The organism is Cryobacterium lactosi, assembly GCF_004403945.1.
GTDB lineage: Bacteria > Actinomycetota > Actinomycetes > Actinomycetales > Microbacteriaceae > Cryobacterium > Cryobacterium lactosi.
The window spans coordinates 202,688-220,239 of record NZ_SOHM01000002.1; the positions used below are offsets into that span (position 1 = coordinate 202,688).

The 17,552-nt window shown below is 69.8% G+C and carries 18 protein-coding genes; 13 read left to right on the forward strand and 5 right to left on the reverse strand.

The features are described from left to right. Positions 1 to 39: 39 nt before the first annotated feature. Both E3T61_RS01095 and E3T61_RS01100 read left to right on the forward strand, forming a co-directional pair. Complete coding sequence (locus E3T61_RS01095) at positions 40 to 828, forward strand: GNAT family N-acetyltransferase (protein ID WP_134639071.1); 789 nt, start codon at positions 40 to 42, stop codon at positions 826 to 828. A 41-nt stretch (positions 829 to 869) separates the two neighbouring features. Continuing rightward, on the forward strand, positions 870 to 1,850 hold the full coding sequence (locus E3T61_RS01100) for an aldo/keto reductase (protein ID WP_134639072.1): 981 nt from the start codon (positions 870 to 872) through the stop codon (positions 1,848 to 1,850). Between the two features lie 82 nt (positions 1,851 to 1,932). Here the strand turns inward: E3T61_RS01100 and E3T61_RS01105 are convergent, their stop codons facing one another. Both E3T61_RS01105 and E3T61_RS01110 read right to left on the reverse strand, forming a co-directional pair. Then, complete coding sequence (locus tag E3T61_RS01105) at positions 1,933 to 2,751, reverse strand: aldo/keto reductase (protein ID WP_134639073.1); 819 nt, start codon at positions 2,749 to 2,751, stop codon at positions 1,933 to 1,935. Positions 2,752 to 2,842: 91 nt separating this feature from the next. After that, positions 2,843 to 3,751, reverse strand: a complete 909-nt coding sequence (locus E3T61_RS01110) for a DUF559 domain-containing protein (protein ID WP_134639074.1) — start codon at positions 3,749 to 3,751, stop codon at positions 2,843 to 2,845. 181 nt (positions 3,752 to 3,932) lie between these two features. On the opposite strand from E3T61_RS01110, the gene E3T61_RS22225 reads away from it, so the two are divergent. After that, positions 3,933 to 4,952, forward strand: coding sequence for an SDR family oxidoreductase (locus tag E3T61_RS22225; RefSeq protein WP_241992320.1), 1,020 nt, complete (start codon positions 3,933 to 3,935; stop codon positions 4,950 to 4,952). Between the two features lie 59 nt (positions 4,953 to 5,011). Here the strand turns inward: E3T61_RS22225 and E3T61_RS01120 are convergent, their stop codons facing one another. After that, positions 5,012 to 6,220, reverse strand: a complete 1,209-nt coding sequence (locus E3T61_RS01120) for an MFS transporter (protein WP_134639075.1) — start codon at positions 6,218 to 6,220, stop codon at positions 5,012 to 5,014. 73 nt (positions 6,221 to 6,293) lie between these two features. Between E3T61_RS01120 and E3T61_RS01125 the strand changes: the two genes are divergently transcribed. Then, positions 6,294 to 7,202: a sulfurtransferase gene (locus E3T61_RS01125; protein WP_134639076.1), complete on the forward strand. Its 909-nt coding sequence runs from the start codon at positions 6,294 to 6,296 to the stop codon at positions 7,200 to 7,202. Between the two features lie 32 nt (positions 7,203 to 7,234). Here the strand turns inward: E3T61_RS01125 and E3T61_RS01130 are convergent, their stop codons facing one another. Next, positions 7,235 to 8,092, reverse strand: coding sequence for a PhzF family phenazine biosynthesis protein (locus tag E3T61_RS01130; RefSeq protein ID WP_134639077.1), 858 nt, complete (start codon positions 8,090 to 8,092; stop codon positions 7,235 to 7,237). A gap of 206 nt (positions 8,093 to 8,298) precedes the next feature. On the opposite strand from E3T61_RS01130, the gene E3T61_RS01135 reads away from it, so the two are divergent. The 8 genes from E3T61_RS01135 to E3T61_RS01170 all read left to right on the forward strand — a co-directional run bounded on the left by E3T61_RS01135 (position 8,299) and on the right by E3T61_RS01170 (position 16,466). Next, positions 8,299 to 9,375, forward strand: a complete 1,077-nt coding sequence (locus E3T61_RS01135; protein WP_134639078.1) for a FecCD family ABC transporter permease — start codon at positions 8,299 to 8,301, stop codon at positions 9,373 to 9,375. Continuing rightward, on the forward strand, positions 9,372 to 10,439 hold the full coding sequence (locus E3T61_RS01140; protein WP_241992321.1) for a FecCD family ABC transporter permease: 1,068 nt from the start codon (positions 9,372 to 9,374) through the stop codon (positions 10,437 to 10,439). The genes E3T61_RS01135 and E3T61_RS01140 overlap by 4 nt, the downstream gene beginning before the upstream one ends. Beyond that, positions 10,439 to 11,326 carry an ABC transporter ATP-binding protein gene (locus E3T61_RS01145; RefSeq protein ID WP_134639079.1) on the forward strand — a complete coding sequence of 296 codons (888 nt, stop codon included), beginning with the start codon at positions 10,439 to 10,441 and terminating at the stop codon, positions 11,324 to 11,326. The genes E3T61_RS01140 and E3T61_RS01145 overlap by 1 nt, the downstream gene beginning before the upstream one ends. 66 nt (positions 11,327 to 11,392) lie before the next feature. Beyond that, complete coding sequence (locus E3T61_RS01150; RefSeq protein WP_134639080.1) at positions 11,393 to 12,418, forward strand: iron-siderophore ABC transporter substrate-binding protein; 1,026 nt, start codon at positions 11,393 to 11,395, stop codon at positions 12,416 to 12,418. A 228-nt stretch (positions 12,419 to 12,646) separates the two neighbouring features. Continuing rightward, complete coding sequence (locus E3T61_RS01155; RefSeq protein WP_134639081.1) at positions 12,647 to 13,543, forward strand: ABC transporter substrate-binding protein; 897 nt, start codon at positions 12,647 to 12,649, stop codon at positions 13,541 to 13,543. 188 nt (positions 13,544 to 13,731) lie between these two features. Beyond that, positions 13,732 to 14,628 (forward strand): ABC transporter substrate-binding protein, encoded by an 897-nt coding sequence (locus E3T61_RS01160; RefSeq protein WP_134639082.1) that lies wholly within the window; start codon positions 13,732 to 13,734, stop codon positions 14,626 to 14,628. Between the two features lie 3 nt (positions 14,629 to 14,631). After that, positions 14,632 to 15,672: an amino acid ABC transporter permease gene (locus tag E3T61_RS01165; RefSeq protein WP_134639083.1), complete on the forward strand. Its 1,041-nt coding sequence runs from the start codon at positions 14,632 to 14,634 to the stop codon at positions 15,670 to 15,672. Positions 15,673 to 15,713: 41 nt separating this feature from the next. After that, positions 15,714 to 16,466 carry an amino acid ABC transporter ATP-binding protein gene (locus E3T61_RS01170; RefSeq protein WP_134639114.1) on the forward strand — a complete coding sequence of 251 codons (753 nt, stop codon included), beginning with the start codon at positions 15,714 to 15,716 and terminating at the stop codon, positions 16,464 to 16,466. 94 nt (positions 16,467 to 16,560) lie between these two features. Here E3T61_RS01170 and E3T61_RS01175 read toward each other — a convergent pair whose 3' ends face one another. Beyond that, positions 16,561 to 16,935: a DoxX family protein gene (locus E3T61_RS01175; protein ID WP_134639084.1), complete on the reverse strand. Its 375-nt coding sequence runs from the start codon at positions 16,933 to 16,935 to the stop codon at positions 16,561 to 16,563. A 120-nt stretch (positions 16,936 to 17,055) separates the two neighbouring features. Here E3T61_RS01175 and E3T61_RS01180 point away from each other — a divergent pair, with 120 nt between their 5' ends. Next, positions 17,056 to 17,532, forward strand: a complete 477-nt coding sequence (locus tag E3T61_RS01180; protein ID WP_134639085.1) for a MarR family winged helix-turn-helix transcriptional regulator — start codon at positions 17,056 to 17,058, stop codon at positions 17,530 to 17,532. The last annotated feature ends 20 nt before the right edge of the window (positions 17,533 to 17,552 follow it).

Here is a 17,552-nt window from a genome sequence, read left to right on the forward strand (position 1 = left end):
GAGTTGCCCTGGAACCGGGGTGCTGTCAGCATGGTCGCGATGACACTTGCCACGGACTACCTGCAGGCCTACGACGCCCAGCTCCGAACCGATGCCGAAACCCCCAGCGCTCTCAACGTCGCCCCGCTGGGCCCGTTGCGGCTGGTGACCTTCGCCGGAGGGCGAGGCTTCATCACCTACCAAGATCTTGCCGGTGCCGACGAACCGGCGATCGCGGAGCTGGTGTCGGGGGCGCTGGATCATTTCCGGGCCGATCCGGAGATCAGGACGGTGGAATGGAAGACCCGAGGCCACGACCGGGCGCCGGGGTTGCACGAGGCGTTGCTGGCCAATGGGTTCTGCGCCGACGAACCGGAGTCGATCATGATCGGGCCGCTGGAGGCGCTTTGCCGTGACGCTCCCGCACCCGCCGGGGTGACCCTGCGGCGGGTCACCGCCGAGGCCGACGTGCGCGCGATGAGCGCAGCGGTCGACGAAGCGTTCGGGGAAGCCGTCGACACCCGGATGGCCCAGGCGCTGCTTGATCGCCTCGCCCGTGACGACGGAATGGAACTGTGGGTGGCGGAGACCGACGGCCGGATCGTCTGCGGCGGTCGTCTCGAACCGGTCCCCGGCACCGATTTCGTGGGTATCTGGGGCGGCGCCACCCTCCCGGCCTACCGCGGGCGCGGCATCTACCGCGCGTTGACGGCCGCTCGTGCACGCTCCGCCCTCGCGCTGGGCAAGAACTTCGTGCACAGTGACTCCACGGAGGACTCGCGGCCGATCCTGGAGCGATCCGGGCTCATCCGCGTGTCGACGACCACGCCGTACAACTGGACCCGGTAGGTCGACCGGGTTCTGTCAGCCCGCGTCGTTAGGCTTGACACATGGATAACAGAACACTGGGCAGAACCGGCCGCACCGTCTCCGTCATCGGACTGGGCACCTGGCAGCTGGGCGCCGACTGGGGCGACGTCACCGAAGCCGACGCCACCGCCGTGCTCGCCGCCTCCGTGGAGGCCGGCGTCACCTTCTTCGACACCGCGGACGTCTATGGCGACGGCCGGAGTGAGCAGATCATCGGGCACTTCCTCGAGCACAGTGGTGCGGACATCACCGTGGCCACCAAGATGGGCCGCAGGGCCGAGCAGTTGCCGGAGAACTACGTGCTGGCGAACTTCCGTGCCTGGACGGAGCGGTCCCGCCGGAACCTCGGCACCGAGACCCTCGACCTGGTGCAGTTGCACTGCCCGCCCAGCGCGGTCGTCGAGTCCGGGGAGGTGTACGACGCCCTGGACACCCTCGTCGACGAGGGCGTCATCGCCAACTACGGCGTGAGTGTGGAGACCTGCGACCAGGCGCTGGCGGCCATCGCCCGGCCCGGCATCGCGACCGTGCAGATCATCCTCAACGCGTTCCGGCTCAAGCCGCTCGACGAGGTCGTGCCGGCTGCGCGGGCCGCGGGTGTGGGCATCATCGCCCGGGTGCCGCTGGCCAGCGGGCTGCTCACCGGCAAGTACACCAGGGAGACGGTGTTCGCCGAGAACGACCACCGCAACTACAACCGCGACGGCAGCGCCTTCGATGTGGGCGAGACGTTCTCCGGCGTCGACTACGAGACCGGCCTGATCGCGGCGAGCGAGTTCGCCGCGCTGGTGCCGGAGGGCCTCACGCCGGCGCAGGCCGCGCTGGCCTGGGTGGCGCAGATCGACGGGGTCTCCTCGGTGATCCCCGGCGCCCGGTCGGTGAAGCAGGCCGAGGGCAACGCATCCGCCGGCGCCGTGCCCGCCCTGCCCATCGAGTTCATGGAAGGCGTGCAGTCGATCTACGACCGCCTGCTGCGCGAGTCCATCCACGAGCGCTGGTAGTCCCGTCCCCCTTTCGCGAACTGTGAGCTAAGCACCTTCCCACGCGCTGGGAAGGTGCTTTTCTCTCAGTTCGCGGGGGCTTTCAGTCGAGGTCGTCGGGGTCTTTGCCGGTGCGTTCGCCCGCGTCGAGGGTTGTGATGGTGGCGTGATCGGCGGCATCCAGGGTGAAGTCGAAAACGTCGAGGTTCTCGCGGATGCGCGACGGCGTCACCGACTTGGGAATCACCACGTTGCCGAGCTCGATGTGCCAGCGCAACACCACCTGGGCGGCGGTCTTGCCGTAGCGGGCGCCGATGGCGTCGAGGGTGGCGTTGCCGACCGCCCGGCCCCGGGCCAGCGGCGACCAGTCCTCGGTGAGGATGCCGTGGGCCGCGTTGTAAGCGCGCACCTCGGTCTGCTGCAGCCACGGGTGCAACTCCACCTGGTTGACCGCGGGCACGATGTCGGTCTCGGCCAGCAACCGGTCCAGGTGATGGGTGTGGAAGTTCGACACCCCGATCGACCGGGCCCGGCCGTCGGCGCGGAGGGCCTCCAGCGCGCGGTACGTGTCGATGTAGCGGTCCTGCCGGGGCGCCGGCCAGTGGATCAGGTACAGGTCGACGTAGTCCAGGCCGAGCTTGGCCAGGCTCTCGTCGAAGGCGCGCAGGGTGTTGTCGTAGCCGTGGTCGGCATTCCAGACCTTGGTGGTGACGAACACCTCGTCCCGGGGGAGTGCCACCCGGGCCAGGCCCTCACCGACGCCGCGTTCGTTGGCGTAGAGCGCCGCGGTGTCGATGTGCCGGTAGCCGGCTTCCAGCGCGATCTCCACGGCGCCGGCGGCCAGGTCCTCCGGGATCTTGTAGACCCCGAGGCCGAGCTGGGGGATGGTGTGACCGTCGTTGAGCTGCAACACATGGTTCATGCCTCCCATTAAACCCCTCGCGCATGGGTGCTCGGCCCCTCTCGCGAACCGTGAGTTAAGCACCTAAAAACTCGAGTTTGTGGTGCTCAGCTCACAGTTCGCGGGCCTGCAGGACGCTGCGCACCCGGCGAATGAACTCTTCGCCCCCGTGCTTGAGGTCATCGTCGGTGATCCGGATGACTCGCCAGCCGTGATCCTCGAGCCGCTCCCGCCGGGTGATGTCCTTCCGGAACTGGTCCCGGTCGGTGCGGTGGCCGTCACCCTCGTACTCGACGCAGGCGCGCAGCCGCGGCCAGGCCAGGTCGACCCTGGCGACGAAGTTGCCCTCGGCATCGGTGATCACGTAGTTCGTGAACGGTTCCGGCAGCCCGGCATCGACCAGGAGCAGCCGGGTCTCGGTCTCCTTGGGCGACTCGACCCGGCTGCGCGCCAGGGCTGCGGCCATCCGCAGGCGTTTCACGCCGCGGCGGCCGGTGCGGGCGAGGGCGGTGCGGTGTAGGTCGTCCGGGGTGAACGCGGGGTGGTCGCCGCCGAGGAGAACGTCGGCGACGGCGACGAGCGCGGTTCGTGGCAGCACCGTGCTGAGGTCAGCCCAGGTTTGCAGCGGCGACGTGACCGGGATACCGCCCAGGTATTCGACGTTCAACAGCTCGGTGCGCAGCTCGTGACCGACCACCCCGATCATCTGCGGCGGCCGGGTGCCGGCCGGCACGGTGACATGGATGCGCCGGTCGGACTCGAGCCAGCCCGGCACGGGAAGCCCGTGCAGGAGCGCTGCCGTGTGGTGGCTGATCACATGGGTGGGCGGCATCCGCTCGGCATAGCTGCGGCTGAGGTCGAGCGCGCTGGTCGGGGACGGCCCGGCGACGCGCACGGCTCGGAATGGGGCGCACAGGTCCGATCCCTGGAGTCGCCGTCGGGTGAGGCCGAGGCTTCGGGCCAGGGCGACCGGGAAGGGCTCGCCCAGGAGCTCCGGGGGAAGGGCTGTGCGTCGTGGCATGCACAGAGGATGCCAAATGTGCGCCCGCCGCCGGAGAATCTCTCCACAGGGCCCGCCGTGCCTCCCGCGAACTGAGAGAAAAGCCCCTAAATCTCGCGTTTTTAGGTGCTTAGGTCACAGTTCGCGGGGAGGGTGGGGCTAGTGTCGGGAGCTTACGGTGAAACGGTTATGGGGGACCCCGATGGATGGACTGCCCGCCCTGCGGGGCTCGACAGCGCTCGTGACCGGGGTCTCCAGGCGCAAGGGCATCGGCTACGCCGTCGCGGTGCGCCTGGCCGAGCTGGGCGCCAGCGTGTTCATCCAGCACTTCGCCCCGCACGACCTCTCGCAGCCGTGGGGCGGGGACGACCTCGACGCGGTGCGGGCAGGCATCCGCGAGGCGCTGACCGAGGGCGCCGTCTTCGGTGACGTGAGCGCCGACCTGGCCGAGCCGGATGCCGCGGCGGCGGTGATGACCGCGGCCGCCGGGCTTACCGGACGGGTCGACATCCTCGTTGCCAACCACGCCCGCAGCGGCGGTGACGGGTCGATTTTCGATCTCACCGCCGACATGCTCGACGGGCACTGGCAGGTCAACGCCCGCGCGACTCTGCTGCTCACCCGGGTCTTCGCCGAGCAATTCGGCGACGCTGCGCGCCCGGATGTTGCTCGCCCGGGCGCGGCTCGCCTGGATGCTGCTCGCCCGGATGCTGCGCGCCCGGATGCGGCTCCCGCCCACGTGCCCAGCCAGGACCTCGCTGCTGCGACCACGGACGGGGCGGCGACCGCGGCCGCGCAGCCGGCACCGCGGCGGCCCGGTGAGCGCGGTGACCAGACCGCCGCCATCGACGAGCTCGCCACCGGGAGGGTGATCTGGCTGACCTCCGGGCAAATCCACGGCCCCATGCCCGGGGAAGTGGCGTACGCGGCCAGCAAGGCCGTGCTGGCCGGGCTCACCCCCACCGTGGCCGCCGAGCTGCTCGGCCGCGGCATCATCCTGAACACCGTCAATCCCGGCCCGGTGAACACCGGCTACCTCGATCCGGAGACCACCGACCGTCCCCTGGACGGGATGCTCGAGTACCTGCGCACCATCCCGTTCGGCCGGTTCGGCGCACCCACCGACCCCGCCCGCCTGATCGGCTGGCTGTGCACCCCGGAGGCCCGGTGGCTGGTGGGCCAGGTACTCACGAGCGACGGCGGTTTCAGCCTCGCGAACTGAGAGAAAAGCCCCGAAAACTCGAGTTTTTGGGTGCTTAGCTCACAGTTCGCGGGAGGGGGCTAGGAGACCTGGATGCTGATGGGCTCGGTGTCGGGGATCGGACCGGCGTCGCGGCCTCGCAGGTCGGGGTGCCACCGGCGGCCGAGCGCGGGGATGATCGTGCCGAGAGCGGCGAACCCGGCCGCGACGTAGATCGCCGCGCCGGCGCCGGAGTGGTCGATCGCGAAGCCGGCCAGCGCCGAGCCCAGGGCCGCGCCGATGAGTTGGCCGGTGCCGATCCAGCCGTAGGCCTCGGCGGTGTCACTGAACTTGACGCTCGCCGAGACGATGCCGAACAGCACCGCGAACGACGGGGCGATGCCGATGCCGGCGACCAGCAGCGCGGCGGAGAGCCACCAGAAGTTGAGGAAGAGGCCCGCTACGGACAGGCCGATCGTGACGATGAGCATCCGTGAGGCCAGCGCCCACGGGCCGATCGGGAGGTGCCCGAGCGCGAGACCGCCGATGAGCGAGCCGATCGCGAAGATGCCGAGCACCCAACCGGCGTTGGCGCTGCCGTGGCCGAACACGGCGACCACTCCGGCCTCGACGGCAGCGCAGGCGGCGACGAGCATGAAGCCCACGACGGTGCTCAGCAGCACCTCGGGCTTCTTGAGCACCACGCCGAGCTTCCGGCGGCTGCGGGGGATGCGCACCCGGCCCACCTCGGGCAGCGCCACGAACCAGATGCCGCCGGCGACGAGGAAGAACGCGGCGAGGAGGATGCCCGCGGTGGAGCTGACCTGGATGGCCACGAAGGTGGCGATGACCGGGCCGAGAACCCAGATGATCTCCTGAGCCGAGGCATCCAGGGAGAACAGCGGGGTGAGCTGGCGCGAGTTGACGACCTTGGGGTAGATGGTGCGCACGGCCGGCTGGACGGGCGGCATCGACAGGCCGGCGACGAAGCCGACGATCATCAGGCCCACGATCGGCAGTGGCGCCAGCGCCATCACCACGATCGACGTGGTGCAGATGATCATGGTGACGATGAGCACCGGGCGCATGCCGAGCCGGCCCATCAGTCGGGATGTCAGCGGACCGGCGATGGCCTGGCCGATGCTCATGGCGGCCAGGACCAGGCCGGCGGCGGCATAGGAGTCGAAGAGTTTCTCGATGTGGATCAGGAACGCCAGCGAGAGCATTCCGAACGGGAATCGAGCGGTGAGCTGGGCTCCGATGAGTCGGGCAACGCCCGGAGTTTTCAATAGGGTCCAGTAGCTGCTCACAACCGTCTAGTCTATGGCCGGGGCGACCCGCAGCGCACAGCCGGGCGGCCGTGCAGCCCGCTAACGTGAACGGGTGCACACACTGATTTCGGCGGTCGATCTGGCCGCACTCCTTGTTGTCGGCCCCACCCCGCGCATCCTCGACGTGCGTTGGAAGCTCGGCGGCCCTCCCGGCCGCGCCGAGTTCCGCCGTGGGCACCTGCCCGGGGCCGTGTATGTGGACCTGGACTCCGAGCTGGCCGGGCACGGCGCGGTGACCGACGGTCGGCATCCGTTGCCCGCCCTGACCGACCTGCAGGATGCCGCCCGCGGTTGGGGCCTGAACGACGGCGACACCGTCGTGGTCTACGACGACCTGGGCAATATGTCTGCCGCCCGTGCCTGGTGGCTGCTGCGGCACGCCGGCGTGGCCGACGTGCGACTGCTCGACGGCGGCCTGGCCGCCTGGCGCGCCGCGGACCTGCCGCTGCTGGCGGGCGAGGAGCCGGTGGTGCCCGGGTCGGTGACTCTCACGCCGGGCGCCCTGCCCACCCTCGACGCGGCCGCCGCCGCCACGCTCGCGCGGGACGGCGTGCTGCTGGACGCCCGCGCCGCCGAACGCTACCGGGGCGACACCGAACCGATCGACCCGCGCGCCGGCCACATCCCGGGCGCGGTGAGCGCGCCGACCGGGGGCAACCTGGATGCTGAGGGCCGGTTCCTGCCGGCCGCCGAGCTGCGCGCACGGTTCGAGGTGCTCGGGGTGCGCGGCCGGGGCGCGGCGGATGCGGCCGCTGGGCCGGGCGCATCCGGTATCACCAGCGCGGTGCCCGATGCCGGCTTCGACGTGGGCGTGTACTGCGGATCCGGCGTCACGGCGGCGCACGAGGCGGTGGCGCTCACGCTTGCCGGCTTCACGCCCGCGCTCTACCCCGGCTCCTGGTCGCAGTGGTCGAACCTGCTCGACCGCCCGGTTGCGACCGGGGACGCCCCCGGGCACTAGTCCGGAGCACGTCACCGCGCGAGCACGCGTGGTCAGGCGATCTCCGCGGCGGCGCCGCTCACCACGATGCCGCCGCTGTCCACCAGGAGCAGGCTCGGCCGGCCCACGTGCCGGCCCTGGCGGATGACCACCCGGGTCGGCGGGCGCACCAGCCCGAGCTCGCGCAGGTAGCCGCCCACCGAAGCCGCGGCCGATCCGGTGGCCGGATCCTCGGTGAGGGTGCCGACCGGGAACAGGTTGCGCGCCTCGAACTCGGCGTCTCCGCGCACCGACAGGGTGGTCACGGTGCCGGCCCAGCCCTGCTCGTCCATCAGGGCGCGCATGGCCGCGGGGTCGAAGCTGAAGGCGTCGAAGTCGGCTTGGGCGGCGAAGACCAGCACCGGATGCCAGTTTCCCGCGAAAGACAGCCGAGGCGGGTACCCGGGATGCAGCGACGACGGGGTGGCCCCGAGCAACTCCAGCACCCGGGCGAGCACCTCGGGTGCGATGGGACGCACCTGCGGGTCGACGCTTGTGAATGACGCGGTGAGGCCGGCATCCGTGGCCCGGGTCTGGATGATGATCGGGCCGACGCTGGTCTCGAAGGTGAGGGCGCCCACGCCGTCGCGGCGGGCCAGCGCCACCGCGGTGGCGACGGTGGCGTGCCCGCAGAACGGCACCTCGGCGACGGGGGAGAAGTACCGCAACCGGCTGCGCCGCGGGTCGCCGCCGAGCGAGGGCTCCGTGACGAACGCGGTCTCGGCGTAGCCGACCTCGGCCGCGATGGCCTGCATCGCGGCGTCGTCGAGTCCGCTCGCGTCGAGGACCACGCCGGCCGGGTTGCCCCCGGCGGACGCATCGGCGCGGTCAGGGTCGGTGAAGGCGGCAAGACGCAGCACGGGCACGGTCATGCCCCAATGCTGCCAGCCCACAGCCCGGACGGCGACGGTCCAATCCGCAAGCGGTGGACGTCTCCGGCGCCCGCCAACTCGGGGTCCCGGATCGCAAGCCTCCTGCGAACGCTGAACCTGGCGCCCGAGGATTCGTGGCCGTTTGCCAGTGTCGAACCGGCCGCCCGGGTTGCCGTGGCCACAGCCACGCCTGTCATACTTAGGTAATGCTTACCTCAGTGGATCCGGGGACGACGGGCGCGCCCGCTCGCGGCTCGGCCCTGCCCGGCGACGCCGTGAGAGTGCCGCGCCGCAGGCAGCTGACCGGCCTCCTGATCGCCGTCATCCTGCTGGTGCTCGCCGTGGCCGCCTCGCTCGTGGTGGGCAGCCGCGGCATCCCGCTGGGCACGGTGCTCGACGCCCTGCTGCACCCGGACCTCACTGTCACCGACCACACCGTGGTACTCGACCTGCGCGTCCCCCGCACCGCCATCGGCCTGCTTGCGGGCCTCGCGCTGGGCCTGGCGGGCGCCCTCATGCAGGGCATCACCCGCAACCCGCTCGCCGACCCCGGCCTGCTCGGCGTCAACGCCGGCGCCTCGCTCTTCGTCGTCGCCGGCATTGCCTGGTTCGGGGTCACCTCGGCGCTCGGCTACGTGTGGTTCGCCTTCGCCGGCGCGTTCGTGGCCGCCGTGATCGTCTACGTCGTCGGCTCACTCGGCCGGGAGGGCGCCACCCCGGTGAAGCTGGCCCTGGCCGGCACCGCGCTCACCGCCTCGCTCACCTCGCTGATCACCATTGTGCTGCTGAGCAACCAGGAGGCTTTCGACAAGTACCGGTTCTGGTCGGCCGGCTCCCTGGTGGCCCGCGACCTCGACTCCACCCTGCAGCTGGCCCCCTTCATCGCCGTCGGCGTGCTGCTGTGCCTCGTCGCCGGGCGGATGCTCAACGCCCTCGCCCTGGGTGACGACCTGGCCCGCGGACTCGGCCAGAACCTCGTGGCCGCCCGCATCGTCTGCGCCGTCGCTGTCGTGCTGCTTTGCGGCTCCGCCACGGCCATGGCCGGCCCGATCGTGTTCGTGGGCCTGGCCGTGCCGCACATCGCCCGCCGTTTCACCGGCCCGGACTACCGCTGGATACTGCTCTACTCCGCGGTGCTCGGCCCGGTGCTGCTGCTGGCCGCCGACGTGCTCGGCCGGGTGATCGCCCGGCCCGGCGAGATCGAGGCCGGCCTGGTCGTCGCGTTCCTCGGCGCCCCGATGCTCATTGCGCTGGTGCGCCGCGTGAAGCTGGCCGGCCTGTGAGCGCCGCCGTCGCATCCGCCACCCGGCCGGCCGCGGATGCCGCGCCGCTCGCGCTGGCCCGCACCCTGCGGCACCGCCGGGAACGCCGCATCGTGATGGTGCTGACCACCCTGGTGCTGGTCGTCGCCGCCGTGAGCCTGATGGTGGGCGCCTACAACCTCAGTGTGCCCGACCTGCTGCGCACCCTGGTGGGCCAGGGGTCGAGCAGCGAGAACTTCATAGTCTTCAAGCTGCGACTGCCCCGGCTGACCCTCGCGATCCTCGTCGGTGTCGCGTTCGCGGTCTCCGGCGCCCTGTTCCAGACCGTGCTGCGCAACCCCCTGGCCAGCCCGGACATCATCGGCGTCACCGGTGGCGCCAGCGCGGCCGCGGTCTTCGGCATGCTGGTGTTGGGCCTGGGCAGTGTCGCCACCTCGGTCATGGCCTTCGCCGGCGCCATGGTGGTGGCCGCGGCGATCTACCTGCTCGCCTGGCACGGCGGCGTGGTCGGCTACAGGTTCGTGCTCATCGGGGTTGGCGTCGCGTTCATGGTGCAGGGCCTGCTCGGCTATCTGCTCTCCCGTGCTGACCTCCGCAACGCGCAGGACGCGCTCACGTGGCTGGTCGGCAGTGTCAGCGGCGCCCGCTGGCCGGAGATCGCGGTCCTGGCCGGGTTCCTGGCGGTACTGCTGCCGGCTGTGGCGGTGCTCGCCGGGCGGATGCGGATGCTGCAGCTGGGCGACGACACCGCCAGCAGCCTGGGCGTGCGCGCCGAACGCTCCCGGCTGGCGCTGCTCATGGCCGCCGTGGCCCTCGCCGCCCTCGCCACCGCGTTCGTGGGCCCGCTCGCGTTCATCGCGTTCGTCTCGGCGCCCATCGCCCGGCGCCTGGTGGGTACCGGCAGCCTCGCGCTCGTGCCGGCCGCCCTGATCGGTGTGCTGATCACCACCGTCGCCGACTTCACCGCCCAGCACCTGCTGCCCGGCTCCCTGGAGCTGCCCGCCGGCATCATCACCGGCGCGATCGGCGCCCCCTACCTGCTCTGGCTGCTCGCCACCCAGAACCGAATCGGAAAGGGAGCCTGATGCCCCAGACCACCGACCAGACACCCGGCCAGGCCTCCGGCCGGCCGGCCGCCGCGCCCGCCGCAGAGGCTGCCGCGCCCGCCGCCTCCGCCCGCCACGCCCTCACCGCGACCGGCCTCAGCCTCGGCTACGACGGCGCCCGCATCGTCGACGACCTCACTCTCGCGATCGAACCCGGCGCGATCACCGTGATCGTGGGCGCGAACGCCTCCGGCAAGTCCACCCTGCTGCGCGGGCTGGCCCGACTGCTGCCGCCGCAGGCCGGCACCGTCACCCTCGACGGCCGGGACATCGCCGGCCTGCCCAGCCGGCAGGTCGCCACCATCGTGGGCCTGCTGCCGCAGCAGCCCATAGCGCCGGAGGGCATCGGCGTGGCCGACCTCGTCGGCCGCGGCCGCTACCCGTACCAGGGCTGGTTCCGGCACTGGTCGAGCACCGACGACGCCATCGTGGCCGAGGCCATGGCCGCCACCCAGACCCTGGAGTTGGCCTCCCGGCGCATGGAGGAGCTCTCCGGCGGGCAGCGCCAGCGGGTCTGGATCGCCATGGCGCTGGCGCAGAATCCCGACATCCTGCTGCTGGACGAACCCACCACCTTCCTCGACGTCACCCACCAGGTTGAGGTGCTCGACCTGCTGCACGAGCTCAACCACGACCAGGGCACCACCGTGGTGATGGTGCTGCACGACCTCAATCTGGCCGCCCGGTACGCCGACCGGCTCGTCGTCATGCGGCAGGGCAAGATCATCGCCGAGGGCGCCCCAGCCGAGGTGCTCACCGAGGCCGTGGTGCTCGAAGCGTTCGGGCTCACCGCCCGCATCGTGCCCGACCCGGTCTGCGGTTCTCCGCTGGTTGTGCCCATCGGCCGTTTCCACGGCACCGCCTGACCCGCTATATTAGGTGAGGCTATCCTAATTGTTAGTAGCCGTACCCTTTCAGAACCGGAGTATCCTGTGCCCAGACGTTTGACCACCGTGCTCGCCACCACCGCGGCCATCGCCGCCCTCACGCTCAGCGGATGCTCCGCCTCCTCCAGCGACGACTCCGGCTCCGACGCCGCCGCCGGCGGGTCGTTCCCCGTCACCATCGAGCACGCCTTCGGCGAGACCACGATCGACGCCGAACCCACCCGCGTGGTTACCTGGGGCTGGGGCAGCGCCGACGACGCCATCGCCCTCGGCGTCGTGCCGGTCGCCATCCCGTTCCAGGCCTACGGCGGCGACGAGAACGGTGTGCTGCCGTGGATCTCCGAGGCCCTCGAGGAACAGGGTGCGGAAACGCCCACCGTGCTCTCCGACTCCACCGAACCGCCCTACGAGGAGATCGCGGCCGCCGCGCCCGACGTGATCCTCGCCGCATACTCCGGCATCACCGAGGAGCAGTACGACCTGCTCAGCGACATCGCCCCGGTCGTGGCCTACCCCGACGAGCCCTGGTCCACCGACTGGCGCGAATTGGTCGAGATCACCGGTACCGCGCTCGGCAAGTCCGACGAAGCCACCACCCTGCTCGCCGACATCGACGCCACGATCGCCGAGAAGGCCGCGGCGCATCCGGAGTTCGCCGGCAAGACCGTCGCTCTCACCTCCGACAGCGGCGGCGTGTTCTACGTCTACACGGATGCCGACCCGCGCGTGACCTTCGCCACCGAGCTCGGCTTCGAGAGCGCCCCGAGCGTGGCCGAGCTCGCCAACGGTGAGTCGTCGTTCTACTACACGCTCAGCTACGAGCAGCTCGACCAGCTCACCAGCGACGTGATCGTCAACTTCGGTGCCACCCAGGAGGAATCCGACACGTTCCTGAACGCCGGCTACGCGCAGGTGCTGCCGCAGGTGCAGAACGGTGCCGTGGCCTCCCCGGTCGGCGCAGCCTTCGTCTCATCGGTCTCGCCGCCCACCGGCCTCTCGCTCACCTGGGGCATCGACGACTACGTCGACCTGCTCTCCACCGCGGCGCTGGCGGCCGACGCCGCGAAGTAGCAGCACCGCTCACGGGCACAGCGCCCGGCCGGATCCGGCCGGGCGCTGTGCGCTGTCTGCAGCACGATAACCTTGAGAAGCGTCCGATTCGACTGATCCCGAAGCCGATACTGTACGAGCCGTACTCCAGCGCAGGGGTGCCTCAGGCTCGCTCCAGTCGTACCATCCACGGACCGCTCAGTCGACTCGATCCCGTGAGGCCTCGAGTCCCATGCAAAAGGTTGTGCCATGCGCGCTAAATACGTCCTCCCCTCCCTCGCCGCCGTGGCGGCGCTGATGCTCACCGGATGCGTCGACAACTCGACTCCGGCGACATCGGGTTCGCCCGAGAGCAGCGCCGCTGTGATCACGAAGGACGACGCGGCAGCGGCACTGCTCCCGGCCGAGGTGGCCGATCGTGGCACCCTGATCATCGGAACCGAACCGACCTACGCACCGAACGAGTTCAAGAATGAAGCCGGAGACCCGATCGGCTGGGACATCGAGCTCGCCAGCGGCCTCGCCGCGAAGCTCGGCCTGACGCCGACCTTCCAGGTCGCGAAGTTCGACAACATCATCCCGAGTGTGGCCGGCGGCAAGGCCGATATCGGGGCATCCTCCTTCACCGACACCGTCGAGCGCGAGCAGCAGGTCGACTTCGTCAACTACTACAACGCCGGCATCCAGTGGGCGTCGGCCACGGGCGTGGACGTCGACCCCGACAACGCCTGCGGTCTGAAGGTGGCCGTACAGACCGCCACCTATGAGGACACCGATGAGGTGCCCGCCAAGAGCGACGCCTGCGTCGCCGCCGGCAAGCCGGCGATCGACAAGCTGAAGTTCGACACCCAGGCCGACGTGGCCAACGCGGTTGTGCTCGGCCAGGCCGACGCGCTCAGCGCCGACTCCCCGGTCACGCTCTACGCGATCGCCCAGACCGGCGACAAATTGCAGCCGGCCGGCGACACGTTCGATGAGGCGCCGTACGGCATGGTGGTCGCCAGGGGGTCCGAACTCACCGCCGCCGTGCAGGCCGCGCTGCAGTCCATGGTGGATGACGGCAGCTACACGGCCATTCTTGATGCCTGGGGTGTCACGGACGGTGGCGTGGACGAGATCACGATCAACGCAGCCGCGAACGGCTGACCCTCAGACCGCCGGAGTCCGCCGCCGCGGGACGCGGTAGCCTTGGCGGGCGTCGTTTGGGCTGTTCCCGAACCGATATCGCCGAGCCGTTCCCCCAGCGCAGGGGTGTATTAGGCTCACTGCAGTCGTACCGTTCACTGCCATTCAGTCGAATCGAAACCTCGACACCCTACGAAGAAGGTCGTGCCATGCGCGCTAGATACGTACTCCCCGCCCTCGCTGCCGCCGCCGCGCTGATGCTCACCGGCTGTGTCGACAACTCGACACCCGCGACCAGCGGCACCGACACCAGCAGCACCCCCACCATCGAGACGGACGACGCGGCAGCGGCGCTGGTGCCCGCCGCGGTCGCCGACACCGGCAAGCTCGTCATCGGCACCGACCCGACGTACGCGCCCAACGAGTTCAAGAACGAGGCCGGCGACCCGATCGGCTGGGGCATCGAGATCGCTAGCGGCATCGCCGCCAAGCTCGGCCTCGAGCCCGAGTTCCAGGTGGCCAAGTTCGACAACATCATCCCGAGCGTCACCGGCGGCAAGGCCGACATCGGCTCGTCGTCGTTCACCGACACCGTGGAGCGTCAGCAGCAGGTCGACTTCGTCAACTACTACACCGCGGGCATCCAGTGGGCCTCGCAGGCCGGTAAGGACGTCGACCCCGACAACGCTTGCGGTCTGAAGGTCGCCGTGCAGGCCACCACCTTCGAGGACACCGACGAGGTTCCCGCCAAGAGCGACGCCTGCGTGGCCGCCGGCAAGCCCGCCATCGAGAAGCTCAAGTTCGACACCCAGGATGCCGCCACCAACGCGGTTGTGCTGGGCCAGGCCGACGCGCTCAGCGCCGACTCCCCGGTCACGCTCTACGCGATCGAGCAGACCGGCGACAAGCTGCAGCTGGCCGGTGAGACCTTCGACGTGGCCCCGTACGGCATGGTCGTCGCCAAGGGCTCCGAGCTGACCGTGGCCGTGCAGGCCGCGTTGCAGTCCATGGTCGACGACGGCAGCTACCAGGCCATCCTCGACGAGTGGGGAGTCGCCGACGGCGGCATCGACGAGATCACGATCAACGCGGGCGCGAACGGTTAACCCATGAGCACCACGAACGTCAACGGCGCGGCGGCGGGTTCAACCCCGCCGCTGCGCGAGGCCGCATCAACATCGGAGCCGATCAAGGCCATCCGGTTGCGGCACCCCTGGCGCGTGGTCTTCGCCGTGCTGCTCGTGGCGATCTTCGCGTTCTTCGTCATCGACGCCGCATTCCGGCCGGCCTACGACTGGCCCGCGGTGGGCAAGTACCTCTTCGACCGGCGCATCTCGATGGCCGCCCTGGTGACCATCGAACTGACCGTGTTCTCGATGGTGATCGCCATCATCCTCGGTGTGATCCTGGCCGTGATGCGGCTGTCGCCGAACCCGGTGGTCAAGAGCGTGGCCTGGTTCTACCTGTGGATCTTCCGCGGCACCCCGGTGTACGTGCAGCTGACCATCTGGGGCCTGATCTCGCTGATCTACACGAGCATCGACATCGGCCTGCCGTTCATGACCCCGTGGATCTCGTTCAGCACCAACGCGGCGCTGAACACCTTCACCCTCGCCGTGATCGGCCTGGCACTGAACGAGGCCGCGTACATGGCCGAGATCGTTCGGGCCGGTCTGCTCTCGGTCGACAAGGGCCAGGAAGAGGCCTCGGTCGCCCTGGGCATGAGCTGGTCGCAGACGATGACCCGGGTCATCCTGCCGCAGTCGATGCGGGTGATCATCCCGCCGACCGGCAACGAGGTGATCTCAATGCTGAAAACCACGTCCCTGGTCACCGCCGTGCCGTTCAGCCTGGAGCTGTTCACGAGATCGCGAGACATCTCGGCGGAGACCTTCAACCCGATCCCACTGCTGATCGTGGCGTCGATCTGGTACCTGTTCTTCACCTCGATCCTGATGGTGGGCCAGTACTTCCTCGAGAAGCGGTTCTCCCGCGGCGTGGGCGACCGGCAGACCGACAAGGACGACCCGACACCCAGCACCGGCGCCATCACCGGTGTGGTGCCCATAGTCGGGGCGGGCCAGGCGACCGTGATCGTGCCGCCGAAGACGGATGCGCCGGACACGACCGGCGACGGAGGAGCACGATGAGCGCTACGACAGCGGGGGGCGTCGCATCCCTGGACGTACCGATGGTTCTCGCCGAACAGGTGACCAAGAGCTTCGGCTCGCACGAGGTGCTCAAAGGCATCACGCTGGAGGTCAAGCGTGGCGAGGTGATGTGCCTGGTCGGGCCCTCGGGCTCGGGCAAGTCCACCTTCCTGCGGTGCATCAACCACCTCGAGGTGCTTTCGGCCGGCCGGTTGAGTGTGGACGGCGAGCTGATCGGCTACCGCGAGTCCAACGGCAAGCTCTACGAGATGGCGCCGAAGGAAGCCGCGAAGCAGCGCCGGGACATCGGCATGGTGTTCCAGCGGTTCAACCTGTTCCCGCACATGACGGCGCTGCAGAACGTGATGGAAGCGCCGCTGCGGGTCAAGGGACTGCCCAAGGCGAAGGTCGAGTCGACCGCTCGCGACCTGCTCGCCCGGGTGGGCCTGGCCGACCGGGCCGACTACTACCCGGCGCACCTCTCCGGTGGGCAGCAGCAGCGGGTGGCGATCGCCCGCGCACTCGCGATGGAGCCCAAGCTGATGCTCTTCGACGAGCCCACCAGCGCGCTCGACCCCGAGCTCGTCGGCGAGGTGCTCGACGTGATGAAGGGCCTGGCCAAGGAGGGCATGACCATGATCGTGGTCACCCACGAGATGGGCTTCGCCCGCGAGGTCGCCGACTCCCTGGTCTTCATGGACGCCGGCGTCGTGGTCGAGTCCGGCCTCCCCTCGGAGGTGCTGGCCAACCCGAGGCACGCCCGCACCCAGGCGTTCCTCTCCAAGGTGCTCTGAGATCCCGCGTTCTCCTTCCGCGAGCTGTGAGAAAAGCCCCAGAATCTTGACGATTCTGGGGCTTTTCTCACAGCTCGCGGGATGCGCGCGGGGGCTAGAACGCCCAGGGGCCGAAGCGGGTGAGGGTCACGACGAGGGCGAGGATGCCCAGGATCAGGCTGGGCAGCGCGCCCTTGGTGTCGTTGGCACGCACGTGCCACACAACGGCGCCGATCATGATCACGGTGAGGGCGGCCGCGGCGATGGGCACCAGGATCGGCGCGATGCCGGTGACCGCCGGGAGGATCAGGCCCAGGCCGCCGAGGAGTTCGGCCAGGCCGACAAGCTTGACGCCGGCATCCGAGTAGTCGTTGGTCCAGGCCATGCCGCTGGCGGCGAGCTTGGCGCGCGGCTGGGCCACCTTCATCAGGCCCGCGCCGATGAAGGCGAGGGCGAGCAGGCCGGTGATGATCCAGATGGCGATGTTCATGGGGACTCCTGGGGTGATGGCCACTCTGGGCCTAGGTGATTGCATCCGAATTAGTTGACGCGTCAAATAAGTTAGCGCGAACTACTTTCTGTGTCAACTAAATTTCGGTAGGCTGGGCTCATGGCTGAACCGGAGTGGCTGACCCCCGTGGAGCACGATGCCTGGATGGCGCTGGCCGAAGTGCTTTTCCTGCTGCCGGCTGCCCTGGAGTCGCAGTTGCAGCGCGACGCGGACCTCGCCATGGCGGACTACATGGTGCTGGTGATGCTCTCCGAGCGGGACGACCACTGCATGCGGATGAGCGAGCTCGCGACATCCGCCAGCACGTCGCAGTCGAGGCTGTCGCGGATCGTGGCCCGGCTGGAGGCTGCGGGGTACGTGACCCGCGAGATGGCGCCGGATGACCGCCGCGCGGTGATCGCGACCCTCACCGACTCGGGCCTGGCCAAGCTCGTCGCCGCGGCCCCCGGCCACGTCGCCCAGGTGCGCCGCCAAGTCTTCGACCGCCTCACGCCCGCCCAGGTGCTCTCCCTCACCGAGGTCGCCCGCGCCCTCGCGCACCCCGACGACTCCGCGAGCTGTGAGCTAAGCACCTAAAAACGCGAAATTATGGGGCA